Source organism: Geodermatophilus sp. SYSU D00696, from assembly GCF_054050235.1.
In genome coordinates this window covers 21,336-35,986 of the sequence record NZ_JBJGYY010000011.1, presented here as the reverse complement: position 1 = coordinate 35,986, position 14,651 = coordinate 21,336, and the positions used below count along the sequence as shown (strand labels likewise).

11 protein-coding genes are annotated in these 14,651 nt (G+C 76.1%); 5 read left to right on the top strand and 6 right to left on the bottom strand.

Going from position 1 to position 14,651, the window contains the following annotated elements:
* Positions 1 to 28 precede the first annotated feature (28 nt).
* Complete coding sequence (locus ACI79O_RS09130) at positions 29 to 745, bottom strand: CPBP family intramembrane glutamic endopeptidase (RefSeq protein WP_456887516.1); 717 nt, start codon at positions 743 to 745, stop codon at positions 29 to 31.
* A gap of 12 nt (positions 746 to 757) precedes the next feature.
* Positions 758 to 2,491, bottom strand: a complete 1,734-nt coding sequence (locus ACI79O_RS09125) for an alpha/beta hydrolase (protein ID WP_456887517.1) — start codon at positions 2,489 to 2,491, stop codon at positions 758 to 760.
* Positions 2,492 to 2,596: 105 nt separating this feature from the next.
* On the opposite strand from ACI79O_RS09125, the gene ACI79O_RS09120 reads away from it, so the two are divergent.
* Together ACI79O_RS09120 and ACI79O_RS09115 are read left to right on the top strand one after the other, a co-directional pair.
* Positions 2,597 to 4,582, top strand: a complete 1,986-nt coding sequence (locus ACI79O_RS09120; protein WP_456913939.1) for an alpha/beta-hydrolase family protein — start codon at positions 2,597 to 2,599, stop codon at positions 4,580 to 4,582.
* A 64-nt stretch (positions 4,583 to 4,646) separates the two neighbouring features.
* Positions 4,647 to 5,138 (top strand): hypothetical protein, encoded by a 492-nt coding sequence (locus ACI79O_RS09115; RefSeq protein WP_456913938.1) that lies wholly within the window; start codon positions 4,647 to 4,649, stop codon positions 5,136 to 5,138.
* Positions 5,139 to 5,169: 31 nt separating this feature from the next.
* On the opposite strand, the gene ACI79O_RS09110 is transcribed toward ACI79O_RS09115, so the two are convergent.
* Complete coding sequence (locus ACI79O_RS09110; protein WP_456887520.1) at positions 5,170 to 5,850, bottom strand: phosphatase PAP2 family protein; 681 nt, start codon at positions 5,848 to 5,850, stop codon at positions 5,170 to 5,172.
* 181 nt (positions 5,851 to 6,031) lie between these two features.
* Here ACI79O_RS09110 and ACI79O_RS09105 point away from each other — a divergent pair, with 181 nt between their 5' ends.
* Positions 6,032 to 7,879, top strand: a complete 1,848-nt coding sequence (locus ACI79O_RS09105; RefSeq protein ID WP_456913937.1) for a glycoside hydrolase family 15 protein — start codon at positions 6,032 to 6,034, stop codon at positions 7,877 to 7,879.
* Between the two features lie 187 nt (positions 7,880 to 8,066).
* On the opposite strand, the gene ACI79O_RS09100 is transcribed toward ACI79O_RS09105, so the two are convergent.
* The 3 genes from ACI79O_RS09100 to ACI79O_RS09090 all read right to left on the bottom strand — a co-directional run bounded on the left by ACI79O_RS09100 (position 8,067) and on the right by ACI79O_RS09090 (position 12,040).
* Complete coding sequence (locus ACI79O_RS09100) at positions 8,067 to 8,774, bottom strand: GAF and ANTAR domain-containing protein (RefSeq protein WP_456913936.1); 708 nt, start codon at positions 8,772 to 8,774, stop codon at positions 8,067 to 8,069.
* Between the two features lie 296 nt (positions 8,775 to 9,070).
* Complete coding sequence (locus ACI79O_RS09095; RefSeq protein ID WP_456913935.1) at positions 9,071 to 11,227, bottom strand: alpha-galactosidase; 2,157 nt, start codon at positions 11,225 to 11,227, stop codon at positions 9,071 to 9,073.
* 573 nt (positions 11,228 to 11,800) lie between these two features.
* A complete protein-coding gene (locus tag ACI79O_RS09090; protein WP_456887524.1) occupies positions 11,801 to 12,040 on the bottom strand; it encodes a response regulator transcription factor in 240 nt (79 codons plus the stop codon).
* Positions 12,041 to 12,238: 198 nt separating this feature from the next.
* Here ACI79O_RS09090 and ACI79O_RS09085 point away from each other — a divergent pair, with 198 nt between their 5' ends.
* Together ACI79O_RS09085 and ACI79O_RS09080 are read left to right on the top strand one after the other, a co-directional pair.
* Positions 12,239 to 13,264: an AraC family transcriptional regulator gene (locus ACI79O_RS09085; protein WP_456887525.1), complete on the top strand. Its 1,026-nt coding sequence runs from the start codon at positions 12,239 to 12,241 to the stop codon at positions 13,262 to 13,264.
* Positions 13,261 to 14,643: an MFS transporter gene (locus ACI79O_RS09080; RefSeq protein ID WP_456913934.1), complete on the top strand. Its 1,383-nt coding sequence runs from the start codon at positions 13,261 to 13,263 to the stop codon at positions 14,641 to 14,643. The genes ACI79O_RS09085 and ACI79O_RS09080 overlap by 4 nt, the downstream gene beginning before the upstream one ends.
* Positions 14,644 to 14,651: the final 8 nt, after the last annotated feature.

The window sequence follows — 14,651 nt, the reverse complement described above, 5'->3', positions numbered from 1 at the left end:
ACCTCATCCGTCGCGGATGACGAGCGGGTCACCCCTGCCGGTCCAGGCGCCACGCCACCAGCCCGAACAGCACGCCCAGGGCGTTGGTCGCCCAGTGCGCCCCGGCGGCGGCCAGCACGCTGCCGCTGCGGCGGCGCATCTCACCGAAGACCAGTCCCCCGACCGTCGTGAGCGCGACCGTCCCGAGGACCAGGGCGGCGCTGCCGGACCCGCCGACCGCCTCCGACACCCCGCGGTTGGTCTCGCCGACGCGCAGCGCCGGGATGACGTGCCAGAACCCGAAGAGCACCGACGTCGTGACCAGGACCTGCCACGGGCGCAGGTGCCGCGCGAGGACGCCCCAGAGGACGGACCGGAAGGCGAGCTCCTCGAGCACCACGGTGCCGAGCGGGATGGTCACGAACGCCTTGTGCAGCGCCTCGAGCGGTGGCAGGTCGTACCGGACGTCCATGAACGCCGGCCGGGTGAGCGGCAACAGCACGCCGACCACGTAGACCCCGGCGACGAGGCCGATCGCGCCCAGCGCCCACCGGCACCCCGCCCCGAGGCGGTCCCGGCCCAGTCCCAGCTGCGACCAGGTCAGCCCCTCGAGGCGGGCCCAGGCGACCAGGCCCACACCCGTCAGGGCGCGCACCCACCAGGGCGGGTGGACCGTGTGGTCGACGACGTTGACGGCGGCGAGCACGAGCACGAGCGCGCCGGAGACCAGGCGGTGCCGCCCGCGCCGCCCGGCGGAGGTGGTCACCCCGCCCCCCGGTCAGCCACCGCCGACCAGGGACCGCAACCGGTCGGTGTCGGCGTCGGTCCAGCCGGGCGGCCGCGCGACCTCCGCCCAGGCGTCGACGTAGTCGGCCTGGTACTTGTGGCCGTGGCCGTCGGGGACGCCGGTCGAGAACGCCATGTCCGCGGTGACCTGCCAGAAGGTGACGAACGGCAGCCACACCACGTCGTCGGAGACGTCGGGACCGCGCTCCCCCTCCAGCCAGTCCGGGCGGTCGAGGAGCAGCCGCGGCGACCACCAGACGATCGGGTCGGAGGCGTTCTGCAGGTAGACCACCCGCGGTTCCTCCCACGGCCCCGGCGGCCCGGAGAGGTCCGGCGACTCGTCGGCGAAGCGCACGGTGCGGCCCTCGTCGTAGACGGGCAGCCACTCCGGCGAACCGGCCTCCCGGTCCGCGACCAGCCCCCGCCACAGCTCGTTGAAGTTCGGCGGCCCGGCCCACAGCACGCCGTCGGTGCGGTTGCGGACGTCGGCGATCCCGCTGAAGGCCGCCTCACCGCCGAAGGTGCCCAGACTCTCCCCGAAGACGTACAGCTGCGGCCGGCTGCGCTCGGGCAGCTGCGCCCAGGCGCCGTACACCGCGTCGAACAGCGCCCGGCCCGCGTCCCGCGCCTTCGCCTGGTCGACGAGGAAGGACAGCCAGCTGGGCAGGTAGGAGTACTGCACCGCGACCATCGCGGTGTCGCCGTTGAACTCGTACTCCAGCGCGGCACTGGCAGCCGGGTCCACCCAGCCGGTCCCGGTGGTCGTCACCACCACGAGGACGGCGCGGTCCAACCCGCCGGCCCGCTCCAGCTCGCGGACGGCGAGCGCCGCGCGGTCGTCGGCGTCCTCGGCCGACGCCAGCCCGACGTAGGCGCGCACCGGCTGCTCGGCCGGGCGGCCCGAGAAGGCCCGCAGCTCCTCCGGGGTCGGCCCGGTGCCGGTGAAGTTGCGGCCCTGCAGGCCCAGGTCCTCCCACTCCACGAGGGAGTCCGGGCTGCCCGACCGCTCCGGCGCGGTCGGCTCCACCGCGCCCTCCTCCGTGCCGTCGTCCCGGACGCTGAACGCGGAGTTCATCGCCTCGACCAGGCCCTGGAACAGCACGCCGTTGAGCAGGAAGACCACCAGCACGGTGACCGCGGCGACGCCGAGCGGACGGGCGATGCGCCGGGGCAGGAGGCGGCCGAGGGTCCGGACGAGCCAGCGGGCCAGTGCCCGGATCCCGCGGGCGACGGCGACCAGCAGGGCGAACAGCAGCACCGCCACGACGACGACGCCGATCGCCGACCAGCCCTCCGGCGGGTCGAGGCCCACCAGCCGGTGCACGTCCCGCTGCCACCCCGCGCCGAGCCACAGCGCGACCAGGCACAGCAGCGGGCCCGCGACGGCGAGCACCCGCCACGCGCGGCGCCGGGCACCGGCCGAGAGCCGGCGCTCGGTGACCTCGGCGACGAACCAGGCCGCCGTGACGCCCACGCCGTAACCGATGGCCGCGGTGATGCCGGCGACCAGCCCCTGCAGCACCCAGCCCCGGGGCAGCAGCGACGGCGTCAGCGCACTGCAGCCGAACAGCAGGGCACCGACCGTGCCGCTCCAGGTGTAGCGCGGCCAGGAGGGGCGCAGGCGCCTGCGCCGGGGGACGTCCCGGTCCGGTGCCGGCTCGTCGCGCGGCGGCGGAACGGTCGGCGCCCCGGCCCGTGCGGGCCTCGCCGTCGGTTCCGCCGTCATGCCGCGCTCCGCTCGTCCGGCGACCGACCCTAGGGGCCGTCCGGGCGGCCGGACTCCTACGCGGAGGATGAACCGCAGCCGCCCCGCCCGGCGCACCATCCGCGCATGGGACGCACGCGACCCCGACCGGGACGGCACAGCCGCGGACGGTCTCCCGGCACGAGCACCGCGCTCGACGTCGGGCTGGTCGTGGCCGCGGCGATGGCCCCCGGCACCTTCGCCCCCTCCCTCTCCCCGCGCAGCGCGGTGGACCAGGGGCTGGTGACCGGGCTGGGCACGGGCCTGCACCACCTGCTCACGGTCGGGACGCAGGAGGCGCTGGAGAGCGCCGTCCGGGTCGCCGTCGGCGGGGCGGCACCGCCGTCCGCGCGGCGGGCCGCCACGATCGCGGCCGACTGCGCGGCCGTGCCCCTCGGCCTGGCGGCGCTGCGGGCGTTCCCGCCGCGCGCCGAGGACCCGCTCCGCGGCATCGTCCGCCAGGCGGCCTGGCGGCTGGGCGCGACCGGCCTCGGCGGCGCGCTGCTGGGCGGCGCCCAGGCGGGGACGCGGGCGCTCGACGACCGCCTGCGGCTGCACGGCCGCCTCGCCGCCGTCCCGCTCGCGGTGCCGGTCGGCCTGGGCACCGCCTACGTCGTGGACCGGTTGCGCGCGGGCGAGCAGGCCGAGCGGACCGGCGGGGCCGACGCTCCCCCGCGCCTGTCGTCCCTCGGCGTCGCCGCGGGGGTCGTCGGGTGCCTCGCCGGGGTCGGCTACGCCGAGCACGCGCTGTCCGACCTCGCCGCCCGCCGGCTGGCCGCGGTGCTGCCCGGGCCGCCCGGCCTCTGGCGCCTCGCCGGCCACGCGGTCTCCCTCGCCGGGTTGGGGGCCGGCGTCTCCGCGGTCTGGCACCGGGCGATGCGGCGGATCGAGGCGCGGACGTCGGTCGACGTCCCGGTGTTCGAGTCCGGTGAGGGCGACCGGTGGGTGCCGCCGACGGTCAGCGGCGGTCCCGGCAGCCTCGTCGCCTGGGAGGGCATGGGGCGCGACGGCCGGCTGCACGCCCTGGCCTCGGTCCGCCCGCAGCCGGTGCCCGACCTCCCGGCCGGCGTGCCGGACCTGTCGATCGAGACCGTGATGGGCACGCCCCCGCGCGCCGCTCCCGTGCAGGTGTACGTCGGCCTGGACAACGCGCCGACCCCACGCGCCCGGGTGGACCTCGCGATGGCCGAGCTGGAGCGGACCGGTGCGCTCGACCGGTCGCTGCTGGTCCTCGTCTCGCCGACCGGGACCGGCTACGTCAACTACGTCGCCGTCGCGGCGCTGCAGTACCTCGCGCTCGGTGACGTCGCCACGGTGGCCCTGCAGTACTCGCGCCGCCCGTCACCGCTGTCCCTCGGCATGGTGCCCGCGGCCCGGGAGCAGAACCGGCTGCTGTGGCTGCGGGTGCTGCAGCGGCTCCGGGACCGGCCCGGCCCCCGCCCGCGCGTGGCGGTCTTCGGCGAGAGCCTCGGCGCCCACACCAGCCAGGACGTGTTCCTGCACTGGGGGACGCTGGAGCTCGACGCCATGGGCATCGACCGGGCGCTGTGGATCGGGACCCCGTACGGCAGCGGGTGGATGCGCGAGGTCACCCGCGGGGACCGCCTCGACGTCGACCCCGCCGCCGTCGCCGTCGTCAACGACCACGACCAGTACGCCGCCCTGGCCGGGGAGCGCGGCGCACCGCCGCGCTTCGTGCTGGTCAGCCACGACAACGACGGGGTGACGAAGTTCGGTCCCGACCTGCTCTGGTACCCGCCCGAGTGGCTGGGGCCCTCCCGGCCGAAGCCGGAGCCGGTCGCCGGCGCGAGCCCCCGCGGCATCCCCCCGGCCATGCGGTGGCGCCCGCTGACGACCTTCTTCCAGAGCCTGGTCGACATGAAGAACGCGCAGACGTCGGGGCCGTTCGGGGCCTGGCAGCACGACTACCGGGCGGACCTGCCCCGGTTCCTCCGCGACGTGTACGGGTTGCCCGCGTCCCCGGAGCAGCTGGCCCGCGTCGAGGAGGTGCTGCAGGTCCGCGAGTCCGTGCGCGAGCGGCTGTTCGCCGTCGTCCCCGGCGCGGTCGGCTGACCGCTCCCCACATCCTCCGCAGCGGACGGTGTCCCGCCGGGCCGGCCCGGGGAGGCTGCGGGCCATGCGGGCGAGCCTGGAGACGCACCTCGGATCGCGGCAGGTCGGCCGGGTGGTCTACGGCTCGATCATCGGGCTGGCGCTGGTCGTGGCGCTCGAGACCCACCCGCCGGCGCCGGGCGTCATGGCCGTCTGGCTGCTCGGCACGGCCCTGGCGGTCGCCCTGGCCGAGGTCTACAGCGAGGTCGTGGGCACCGAGACGAGCACCCGCCGACCGGTCACCCGCGGCCAGGTCGGGCACATGGTGGAGGACGCCGCGGCGGTCGGCTTCGGGGTCGCCTTCCCCGCGGTCTTCTTCCTGCTCGCCGCGCTGGGCGTGTTCGAGGTCGGCACCGCGTTCTCCGTCGCCAAGTGGTCGGGGCTGGGCCTGATCGGCTTCTACGGCTACTGGGCGGCCCGCTTCGCCGGAGCCCCGCCCCGCCGGGCACTGCTCAAGGGCGCCCTCGTCGCGCTCGTCGGGGCCGGGCTCATCCTCCTCAAGGCGCTGGTCCACTGACCCGGGCCCGCGCCGCGGCACGGAGGACCGGTCAGCGCCCCGGGCGCGGCGGGCGGAACCGCGGGGCGACCTCGACCCGCCACAGCCCCCACCCGACGGCCTCGCCGACGGCGACACCGATCATCGCCCCGATGACCACGTCGGCCGGGTAGTGCACGCCGGTGTGGACCCGCGAGTAGCCGACCGCGGCGGCGAGGGTGCGCAGGGGCGCGGCGGCCGCGGGCACGATCTGCGCGACCGCCGTGGCGAACGCGAAGCCCGAGGCGGTGTGGCCGGACGGGAACGACGCCGAGTGCGGCATCGGCACCCACCGGGCCTCCGGCACGCCGGCCAGGTCCCGGTCGGGCCGCCGGCGGCGCGCGGCGAGCTTGAAACCGGCGTTGACGACGGCGGAGTCCACCGCCACCGCCGTCAGGCCCGCGGCGGCGGCCCGTCGCCCGGTGCGACCGCCGGCGAGGGCCATCACCCCGGCGACCGCCATCCACAGCCGCGAGAAGTCCGCCAGCCGCGACAGCCGGCGCACCGGGCGGTCGAGGGCGGGCGTGCGCGTCCCGGCCACGGCCCGGTAGAGGGCCCGGTCGATCCGCCCGAGGTCCCGGAGCAGGCGCACCGCGGTCGCCCGCGCGGGCGCCTCCCCGGGCGGGGGGCCGGCCGCCAGCCGGCCGGCCAGCCGCTCCTCGGGCGGCGGGGTCCGCGACGGTGCCGTGTCCATCCGCCCGTCCCTCCTGCGCGCTCGCTCGCCGACGGCGGCCAGTGTGCCGGGACGCCCGCGGGCACGGAACGACCGGCGCTCGTCCGCGCCGGGTGGTCCGCGGTCCTGCCGGGCGCGGACGGGGCGGCTCACCCCTGCTGGATGAGGCCGCCGCGACCTCCCGTGGGCCACGGTCGCCGGCATGACCGAGACCGTCAGCCTCGAGACCGCCATCTCCGGACACGGCCTGATCGGCGACCTGCAGACCGCTGCACTGGTGACGACCGACGGGTCGATCGACTGGTTCTGCTCCCCCCGGTTCGACTCCCCCAGCGTCTTCGGCGCGCTGCTCGACGACGAGCGCGGCGGGCACTTCCGCATCCGCCCGGCGGGCGTGGAGTACACCTCGACGCAGATGTACCTGCCGGACACCGCCGTCCTGGTCACCCGGTTCTTCACCGACGCCGGCCTGGGCCAGGTCCTCGACTTCATGCCGCCCGCCGGCGACACCGCGACCGATCGGCACCGGATCGTGCGCATGGTCCAGTGCGTGCGCGGCCGGATGACCTTCGAGGTCGAGGTGGCCCCCCGCTTCGACTACGGCCGGCACCCGCACCGCCTGGAGCTCAGCGACCCCGGCGCCGTCTTCGTGGCGAACGGCCAGCGGCTGACGCTGCACGTCGTGCGCGCGCCGGAGGACGAGCGGCTGGCCGACGTGCGCGTGGAGGACACCGACCTGCGCGGCACGGTGAGCCTGGTCGCGGGCCAGACGCGCGGCGTCGTCCTGGAGACCGACGCCGACGGGCCGCCCCGCGAGATCCACCCCGACGAGGTGCAGGCCCTCTTCGACGCGACCGTGGCCCACTGGCGCTCCTGGATCGGCCGGTCCACCTACACCGGGCGGTGGCGGGAGGCCGTCCAGCGCTCGGCGATCACCCTGAAGCTGATGACCTACGCCCCCTCGGGCGGCATCGTCGCGGCGCCCACCGCGGCGCTGCCCGAGCAGGTCGGCGGGGAGCGCAACTGGGACTACCGCTACACGTGGGTGCGCGACGCCTCGTTCTCGGTGCACGCGCTGCTCAAGCTCGGGCTGACCGACGAGGCGGCGCGCTTCGGGTCCTGGCTGGGCGAGCGGATCCGCGAGCGGCTCGACAGCGACAGCGGACCGCTCAACATCATGTACCGGATCGACGGCTCCTCCGACCTCAAGGAGGACGAGCTCGACCACTGGCGCGGGTACCGGGGCTCGGCGCCGGTCCGCATCGGCAACGGCGCGGCCGAGCAGCTGCAGCTCGACATCTACGGCGAGGCCCTGGACAGCGTCTACGCCGGCGTCCGGGCCGGGCTGCCGCTGTCCCACCAGGGCTGGACGGCGACCAGCCGGGTGCTGGACTGGCTCGCCGACAACTGGGACCAGCCGGAGGAGGGCATCTGGGAGACCCGGGGCGGCCGGCAGGCGTTCACCTACGGGCGGGTGATGAGCTGGGTGGCCTTCGACCGCGGCATCCGGATGGCCACGGAGCACGGCCGGCCCGCCGACGTCGACCGCTGGCGCGCCGCACGGGACCGGATCTACGAGCAGGTGCTCGAGCGCGGCTTCCACACCACGCGCGGGGCGTTCGTGCAGCACTACGACACCGACGTGCTCGACTCGGCGCTGCTGCGCATGCCGACCGTCGGCTTCGTCGACGGCCGGGACCCGCTGTGGCGCTCGACCCTGGCGGCGATGGACGACGAGCTGGTCACCGACAGCCTGGTCTACCGCTACGACCCCGAGGCCTCCCCGGACGGGCTGCGCGGCTCGGAGGGCACGTTCTCGCTGTGCACCTTCGCCTACGTGGACGCGCTCACCCGCTCCGGTCGGCTGGAGGAGGCCCGGACGGCGTTCGAGAAGATGCTGACCTACGGCAACCACGTGGGCCTGTACTCCGAGGAGATCGCCCTCACCGGCGAGCAGATCGGCAACTTCCCGCAGGCGTTCACCCACCTGGCCCTCATCGACGCGGCGGTCACCCTCGACGCGGCCCTCGACGGGCGCGGCCCCGGCTGACGCCGGGGCCCCCTCACGGTCAGGGTGAGACGGCATCCTGCGAGCGGGGCCGAGGAAGCCACGCCGGCAGCATGATGTCCCAGGCGGCGCCGGGGGGTAGCTCACCAGGACGATCGCGCAGGATCCCGGGGTCCTGCGCGGTCCAGACCCGGTGGTCCTAACCCGTGGCCACCGGGTCGCCCCCGACTCAGCGCTGCCGCCGGGCGGGGACCTCCCCGGTCTCCACCAGCCGCCGCGCCACGTCCCGCAGCTTGGTGTTGCTCTCCTGCGACAGCCGGCTGAGCACCCCGAACGCCTGGTCCGGTGTGAGCCGCAACCGCTCCATCACGATGCCCTGGGCCATCCCGATCAGGTTGCGAGTGGCCATCCCCGAGCGCAGGTTCTCCTCGATCTGGGCACTGCGCAGCGCGACCGCGGCCTGGGCGGCGAACGCCAGCGCCTCGCCCCGGGTCTCCGCGTCGAAGGCGCTCGGCTCCGGCGAGTAGAGGTTGAGCGCACCGAGGCTGTTCTGCTCCGCGTCGGTGAAGAGTTGCAGCGACAGGCTGCTGCGGATGCCGGTCTGCTCCGCGACCGCCCGGGTCCAGCGGGGATAGCGCTCCTCGGCGGTCATGTCGTCGATCTGGAAGGTCTCCTGCTCCCAGATCGCGTCCAGGCACGGCCCCTCCTCCAGGTCGTACTGCAGGTGGTCGGCCCGCTCCGCACGGTCGTCACTGGCGGCCGGGGTACGCACCTCGTGGCGGTCCTTGACCAGCGACACGCTGGACCAGACCTCGCCGTCGAGGTTCTGCGCGGCGGTCTCGACGACCCGCTGCAGCGTGTGCTGCATGTCCGGTTCGTTGACCAGATCGCGGGCGATCGCGGCCAGCCGCTCGTTGAAGTCCGACATCTCGGACATGAGCCGTTCCTCCCGCTGCCATCGGTCCGCGGCCTCGGCGGGCCCTTACCCCGACCGAGCCGCACACCATGCCGCACGGGCCCGGCTCCGATCCGCGTCGCGCCGGTCCGGCACGACGCGGATCGGACACGGCCTGCCGGCGCCGCGGCGGCCGGCGGCTGTTCCGGGGTGCTCAGCGTGGCGCCGGACCTGCCCCGGACGCGCCGCTACACCACCGCCCGCGGGCTGCCTCAGCGTGGGGAGTGCGCTCCAGCGGAGTGGGGCCGCATCTCACCCCGGTCGTAGGGGCGCCGGGGTCAGCCGTCCTCGACCGCCGTGCAGCGGACCAGCAGCAGGTGCTCGGGGTGCACCGGCGGGACCTGCAGGCCGGCCACGGCCAGGCCGCGGCCGGTGAGCACGACGCCGGCCTCACCGACGCCGGCCTCGCCGGCGCACCACGGCGGCAGGCCGGGCCAGGCGCCGCCGGTGTCGGTGCCCGGGGGCTGCAGCCGCACCCGGTAGCGGCGGTCGGGGTCCAGACCCGGCAGGCGGGCGGGCCCCGGCGGCCAGGTCACCGAGCGGCCGACGGCGACCAGCGCGAAGAGGGCGTCCCCGCCGTCGGCTGCCACGACCCCGTGCACCTGCACGGTGGGGTCGGGGTGGTCGCCGTTGACGACGGTGCCGCGGTGCAGCAGCGGGCGGAGCTCCTTGTGCAGCGCGATCCACGCGGCCAGCTCCTCGCGGTCCTCGGGTGAGGCACCGGCGAGGTCCCACTCGGCACCCATGTGCCCCCACAGCGCGGTGCCGGCGCGGAAGGACAGGTCGTGGGTGCGGCCGGTGGTGTGCGAGCGCGGCGGCCCGACGTGGGTGCCGACCAGCTCCGGCGGCAGCAGCAGCTGCGTGTACCGCTGGATGCCCTGCCGCTCGAGCGCGTCGTTGGTGTCCGACGCCCACACCCGGTCGGTGCGCTGCAGGATCCCCAGGTCCACCCGACCGCCGCCGGAGGCGCAGGACTCGATCTCCAGGCCCGGGTTGGCCGCCCGCAGCTCGTCGAGCAGCCGGTAGGTGGCACGGGTCTGCCCGTGCACCCCCGGCTCGCCGCCGGGGGTGTGCCCGGCGTCGACGAGGTAGCGGTTGTGGTCCCACTTCAGGTAGGCGATGGCGTACTCGTCGAGCAGCGCCTGCAGGTGGGAGCGGACGTGCTCGTAGGCGCCCGCGTGGGTCAGGTCGAGCACGTGCTGGTTGCGGGAGGGGTCGCCGACCCGCCCGCCGGCGCTGAACAGCCACTCCGGGTGCGCGCGGGCCAGCTCGGAGTCCAGGTTGACCATCTCCGGCTCCACCCACAGCCCGAACTCCATGCCCAGCTCGTGCACCCGGTCGACCAGCGGGTGCAGGCCCTCGGGCCAGACGTCGGCCGAGACGCGCCAGTCCCCCAGCCCGGAGGTGTCGTCCCGGCGGGAGCCGAACCAGCCGTCGTCGAGGACGAACCGCTCGATGCCCAGCCGGGCCGCGATCTCCGCGAGCTCGGTGAGCCGGCCGAGGTCGTGGTCGAAGTACACCGCCTCCCAGGTGTTGAGCGTCACCGGCCGCGGCCGGGCGGGGTGGGTCGGCCGGGCCCGCAGCCACGCGTGGAACCGGCCGGCGACCTCGTCCAGACCCTGCCCGTGGGAGGCGTACAGCCACGGGGAGGTGTAGGTGGCCCCGGCCGCCAGCTCGACCTCGCCCGACAGCAGCAGCTCGCCGGCGCCGAGCGCGCGCGCCCCGTTGTGCAGCCGTTCGGCGTAGTGCACCTGGTTGCCCGACCAGCCCAGGTGCACCGCCCACACCTCGCCCGCGCGGAACGAGAAGCCGGGGGTGCCGGCGCAGAGCAGGTGCACCGCGTCGAGCCCGGTGCGGCCGTTGCGCACCTCCCGGGAGTGCAGGCCCGCGGTGAAGGGGGTGCGCTGCGGCACCCGCTCGAGGGTGTGCCGGCCGGTGAAGTCGAGCAGCTCGCCGGCCTGCGGCGGCACCGGCAGGACCAGCCGGAGGGCATCGAGGCGGAACGGCTCGCCGCCGTCGGCAGCCGCGGCGTCGCCCTCGGCCGTGTTCGTGACCGCGGCCCGGGCCCGCAGCAGGCCGGAGGCGGTGAGCTCGAGCTCGAGCACCACCTCCAGCCGGGCGACCGGGTCGTCCGCGCGGGCCACGAGCCGGGTGGTCCCCTCGGCGGTGACGGCGACCTCGCGGGAGCGGAGCCGCAGCGCCGGTGACCAGTCCCGGCCGGCGCGCGAGCCCTCCAGGCCGGGCCGGCCGACCCAGCCGCTCGCGTGCTCGGGCAGCAGGGTCAGCCGGCGCACCACGTCGGTCGGGTGGTCCCCCACCGACGGCGCCGCGGCCCGGCCCAGCCCGGCGAGGGCGTCGGCGGGGAGGTCCCCCAGGTCGGCGCCCCAGTACACGACCTGGGGCAGCAGACCACCGACCGGGTCCAGGGCCAGCACGACGCTGGTCCCGGCGGTCCGCCAGTGGACCAGCCGGTCGGCGTCGCCGGCCGGGCCGGGCAGCGACGGTCCGGTCGGCGCCGGGTCGGTGCTCTGGCGTTCGGTCGCCGCCTCGGAGGCCGTGGGCGGTGTCGGGGCGCCGTGGGACGTGCTGGTCAGGGTGTTCTCCGGGGTTCGGGCGATCGGGCCCGGCCCGATGCGGGAGGGTCCGCGGGGCGGGCGGGCCGGCGGTCGGTGGACGGGTCCGGGACCGGACCTCCGGTGTCCCATGATGACGTCCGGCCGGGGACCCGCTGCACCCCGTGCGAGCCCACCCGTCATCCCATCCCTCCCGGGTGAGTCGGCGGCGCCGATCCGGCGGGACGGTGTCGGCCATGGACGCAGCAGTGCGCACGTCGACGACGCGGACGACGACCTCTCGCGGCAGCGGCTCCACCAGTTCGCGGTGGCACCGGGACGCGGCGCGCTTCCTCGCCGGGTGCATCGGTACGGGAGCCGTGCTCGGGGTCGCGGTGGAGGCGGTCCGGAGACCGCACGAGTGAGCCGGCGGGCGCCGGCCTCCGCTGACCGGCGTCAGAACGCGCCCAGGGCACGCGCCGCGTCCACGACGCGGTCGCGGTCGGAGACGGCGAGCTTGCCCAGGAGCCGGCGCACGCGGCCGCGGACGGTGTTGGTCGAGATCGACATGGCGGCGGCGATCTGTCCCGTCGACCTCCCGGCGGCGAGGTGCCGGAGCGTCTCGAGGTCCCGCTCACTCAGGGTCGGCGTCGCGTCGGCGCGGACCGCACCGGCGCCGCTCGAGGGGTGCTGCATCGCTGTGCCTCGCTCCGTCCGGTCCGGCCGCGGCGTGGGAGCGCGCGGCCGGGCTCCTGGATCCGGTTCCGCTCCGGCAGGTCGGCGGGGCCTGCGCCGCCCGCTGCCGGTGCGCGCGACGATAGGGAGGCGACCGGGCCCCCGCTTCAGCGATCCGGACGGTGTACTTGCTGTTTTCGGACAGCGCAGGGGGGACCGATGGACCGTCTCGTCCGCTACGCCGCGCTGACGGGTTTCCCGGAGGTGGCCCGCTCGTGCGGCCTCGACCCGGAGCGGTCGATGGCGGGCGTGGGCCTGGACATCGGCGGTCTGGCGATGCAGGACGAGTGGATCCCCGCCGTGCGGGTCGCCCGGCTGCTGGAGTCGGCCGCGGCCGAGTCCGGCCGCGAGGACTTCGGTGTCCGGATGGCGGGGATGCGCCGGCTGTCGACGCTGGGCCCGATCAGCGTGGTGCTCCGGGAGGAGCCCGACCTGCGCAGCGCCCTGGACCTGCTGATCCGCTACGAGCACGTCTTCAACCCGATCCTCGACCTGCGCCTGGTCGAGCACGACGGCCTGGCCACGGTGCAGACGTGGCTGGAGATCGGTGAGCCCGTCCCGGCCCGCCAGGCGCTCGACCTCACCGTGGCCGGCCTGGTCGGGGTCGTCCGCGCGCTGATCGGTGCCGACTGGCAGCCGCTGACGACCTGCTTCGCCCACCGGGCACCGGCCGATCGCGGCCCGTTCCACGAGGTCTTCGGCCCCGGGCTCCGGTTCGAGCAGGCGTTCACCGGTGTGGTCTTCCCCGCGCGCGACCTCGACGCCGCGACGGTGACCTCCGACCCGGTGCTGCGGCCCTACACCCAGCCGCTGCTCGAGTCGATCGCCTCCCCCCGCGCGGCGACCGCGGTCGACCAGGTCCGGGCACTGGTCGACCTGACCCTGCCGCTGGGTCGGTGCTCGATGACCCAGATCAGCCGCACCCTCGGCGTCCAGCCGCGCACCGTGCACCGGCACCTCGCCGAGGCCGGCGAGACCTTCACCGGCATCGTGCAGGCCACCCGCGCCCGGCACGCCGAGCGCCACCTCGCCAACGACGGCTACTCGCTGACCGAGGTCTCCCGGCTGCTCGGCTTCGCCGCCCCCAGCACCTTCTCCACCTGGTTCCGCCGGCAGTTCGGCACCACGGCCAGCGAGTGGCGCAGCCGGTCCCGGGCCGACGCCACGTCCGGGTCCCGTGGGTGACCGCGCCACCGGCCGCGCCGTCCCCGGCCGCGGGTGGGGCCCGCCCGGCCTTCCCGCGGATCGTCTTCACCCTGTCCTTCGCGCTGCTGCTCTCGGACTTCATGTGCCGACAGGTCCTGGCGGCCGTCTTCCCCCAGCTCAAGGCGGAGTGGGGGCTGTCGGACACCCGGATCGCCGCGCTGAGCAGCGTCGTGCCGCTGACCGTGGCCGTGCTGACCGTGCCCCTGTCGGTGCTGGCCGACCGGCTCGGCCGCCGGCGGGCCGTCACCGCCATGGCCGCCGGGTGGAGTCTGGCCACCCTGGGCTCGGCCCTCGCCGCGGACTACGGGCAGCTGCTCGCCGCGCGAGCGCTGGTCGGGGTCGGGGAGGCCGCGTACGCCAGCGTCGGCCTCGCCCTCGTCCTCGGCCTGTTCCCGGCCGACCGCCGCGCGACGCTGGCCGGTGCCTTCACCGCCGGCGCCTCCTTCGGCGCCGTGCTCGGCATCGCGCTCGGCGGCGCCCTGGCCGCCCGGTTCGGTTGGCGGTGGTCGGTGGCGGCCATGGCGGCGATCGGGTTCGTCCTCGTCGCGCTGTACCACCGGCTGGTCACCGACGAGCAGCTGGCCCGGCACGAGCAGGTCGACGGGGCGTCCGGCGCGCCCGCGGGCACCACGGGTCGGCGGGTGCGGCTGTCGGCCCTGGTCTCCCCGCCGGCGGTCGTCTGCGCCTACGTCGGCAACGGCCTGCAGCTCCTCGTCGCCGGGGCGCTGCTGACGTGGCTGCCCAGCTACCTGGAGCGCACGTACCGGGTGCCGCTGGGAGCCGCCGCCGGGCTGGCCGCGGCCCTCGTCCTGGTCATGGGCATCGGCATGATCGGCTGCGGGGTGCTCGCCGACCGGCTGGCCCGCGCCGCACCGCGGCGCACGTGGACGACCGCCCTCGTCTGCTCCGCGTCGTCGCTGCTCCTGCTCGGCCTCGCCTTCTCCCTCCCGCCGGGGCCGGCACAGCTGGCCCTGCTCGCCGCCGGGGCCCTCACCACCGCCGGCACCACCGGTCCGGCCGGCGCGCTGGTCGTGTCCCTGACCGCCGCCTCCGTCCGGGCCGGCGCGCTCGGCGTACTCGCCCTGGCCGGCAACCTGCTCGGCCTGACCGCGGGTCCCCTGGTCGTCGGGGTGCTCGCCGACCGGATCGGCCTGGCCGAGGCGCTGCGATGGGTCTCGGTCGTGTCCCTCGCCGCCGTGGCCGTCTTCGCGATCGGCCGCCGCGCGGCGCCGGACGGCACCACTCCACCGGCAGTGGCCCCGGACCCGGCTCGCCCGACCGTTCGGGTCCCCGTCCTCCGGCGGCGGCGGCGAGGAGTCGGCAAGATGGACACCGGACGGTGCACGGAGTGGCCGTGAGGGGGTCG

Bases quoted from the DNA above. Each gene is read 5' to 3' on its own strand.
- ACI79O_RS09125 (WP_456887517.1), bottom strand. From the start codon at position 2,491: ATGACGGCGGAACCGACGGCGAGGCCCGCACGGGCCGGGGCGCCGACC.
- ACI79O_RS09120 (WP_456913939.1), top strand. From the start codon at position 2,597: ATGGGACGCACGCGACCCCGACCGGGACGGCACAGCCGCGGACGGTCT.
- ACI79O_RS09115 (WP_456913938.1), top strand. From the start codon at position 4,647: ATGCGGGCGAGCCTGGAGACGCACCTCGGATCGCGGCAGGTCGGCCGG.
- ACI79O_RS09110 (WP_456887520.1), bottom strand. From the start codon at position 5,850: ATGGACACGGCACCGTCGCGGACCCCGCCGCCCGAGGAGCGGCTGGCC.
- ACI79O_RS09105 (WP_456913937.1), top strand. From the start codon at position 6,032: ATGACCGAGACCGTCAGCCTCGAGACCGCCATCTCCGGACACGGCCTG.
- ACI79O_RS09100 (WP_456913936.1), bottom strand. From the start codon at position 8,774: ATGTCCGAGATGTCGGACTTCAACGAGCGGCTGGCCGCGATCGCCCGC.
- ACI79O_RS09090 (WP_456887524.1), bottom strand. From the start codon at position 12,040: ATGCAGCACCCCTCGAGCGGCGCCGGTGCGGTCCGCGCCGACGCGACG.
- ACI79O_RS09085 (WP_456887525.1), top strand. From the start codon at position 12,239: ATGGACCGTCTCGTCCGCTACGCCGCGCTGACGGGTTTCCCGGAGGTG.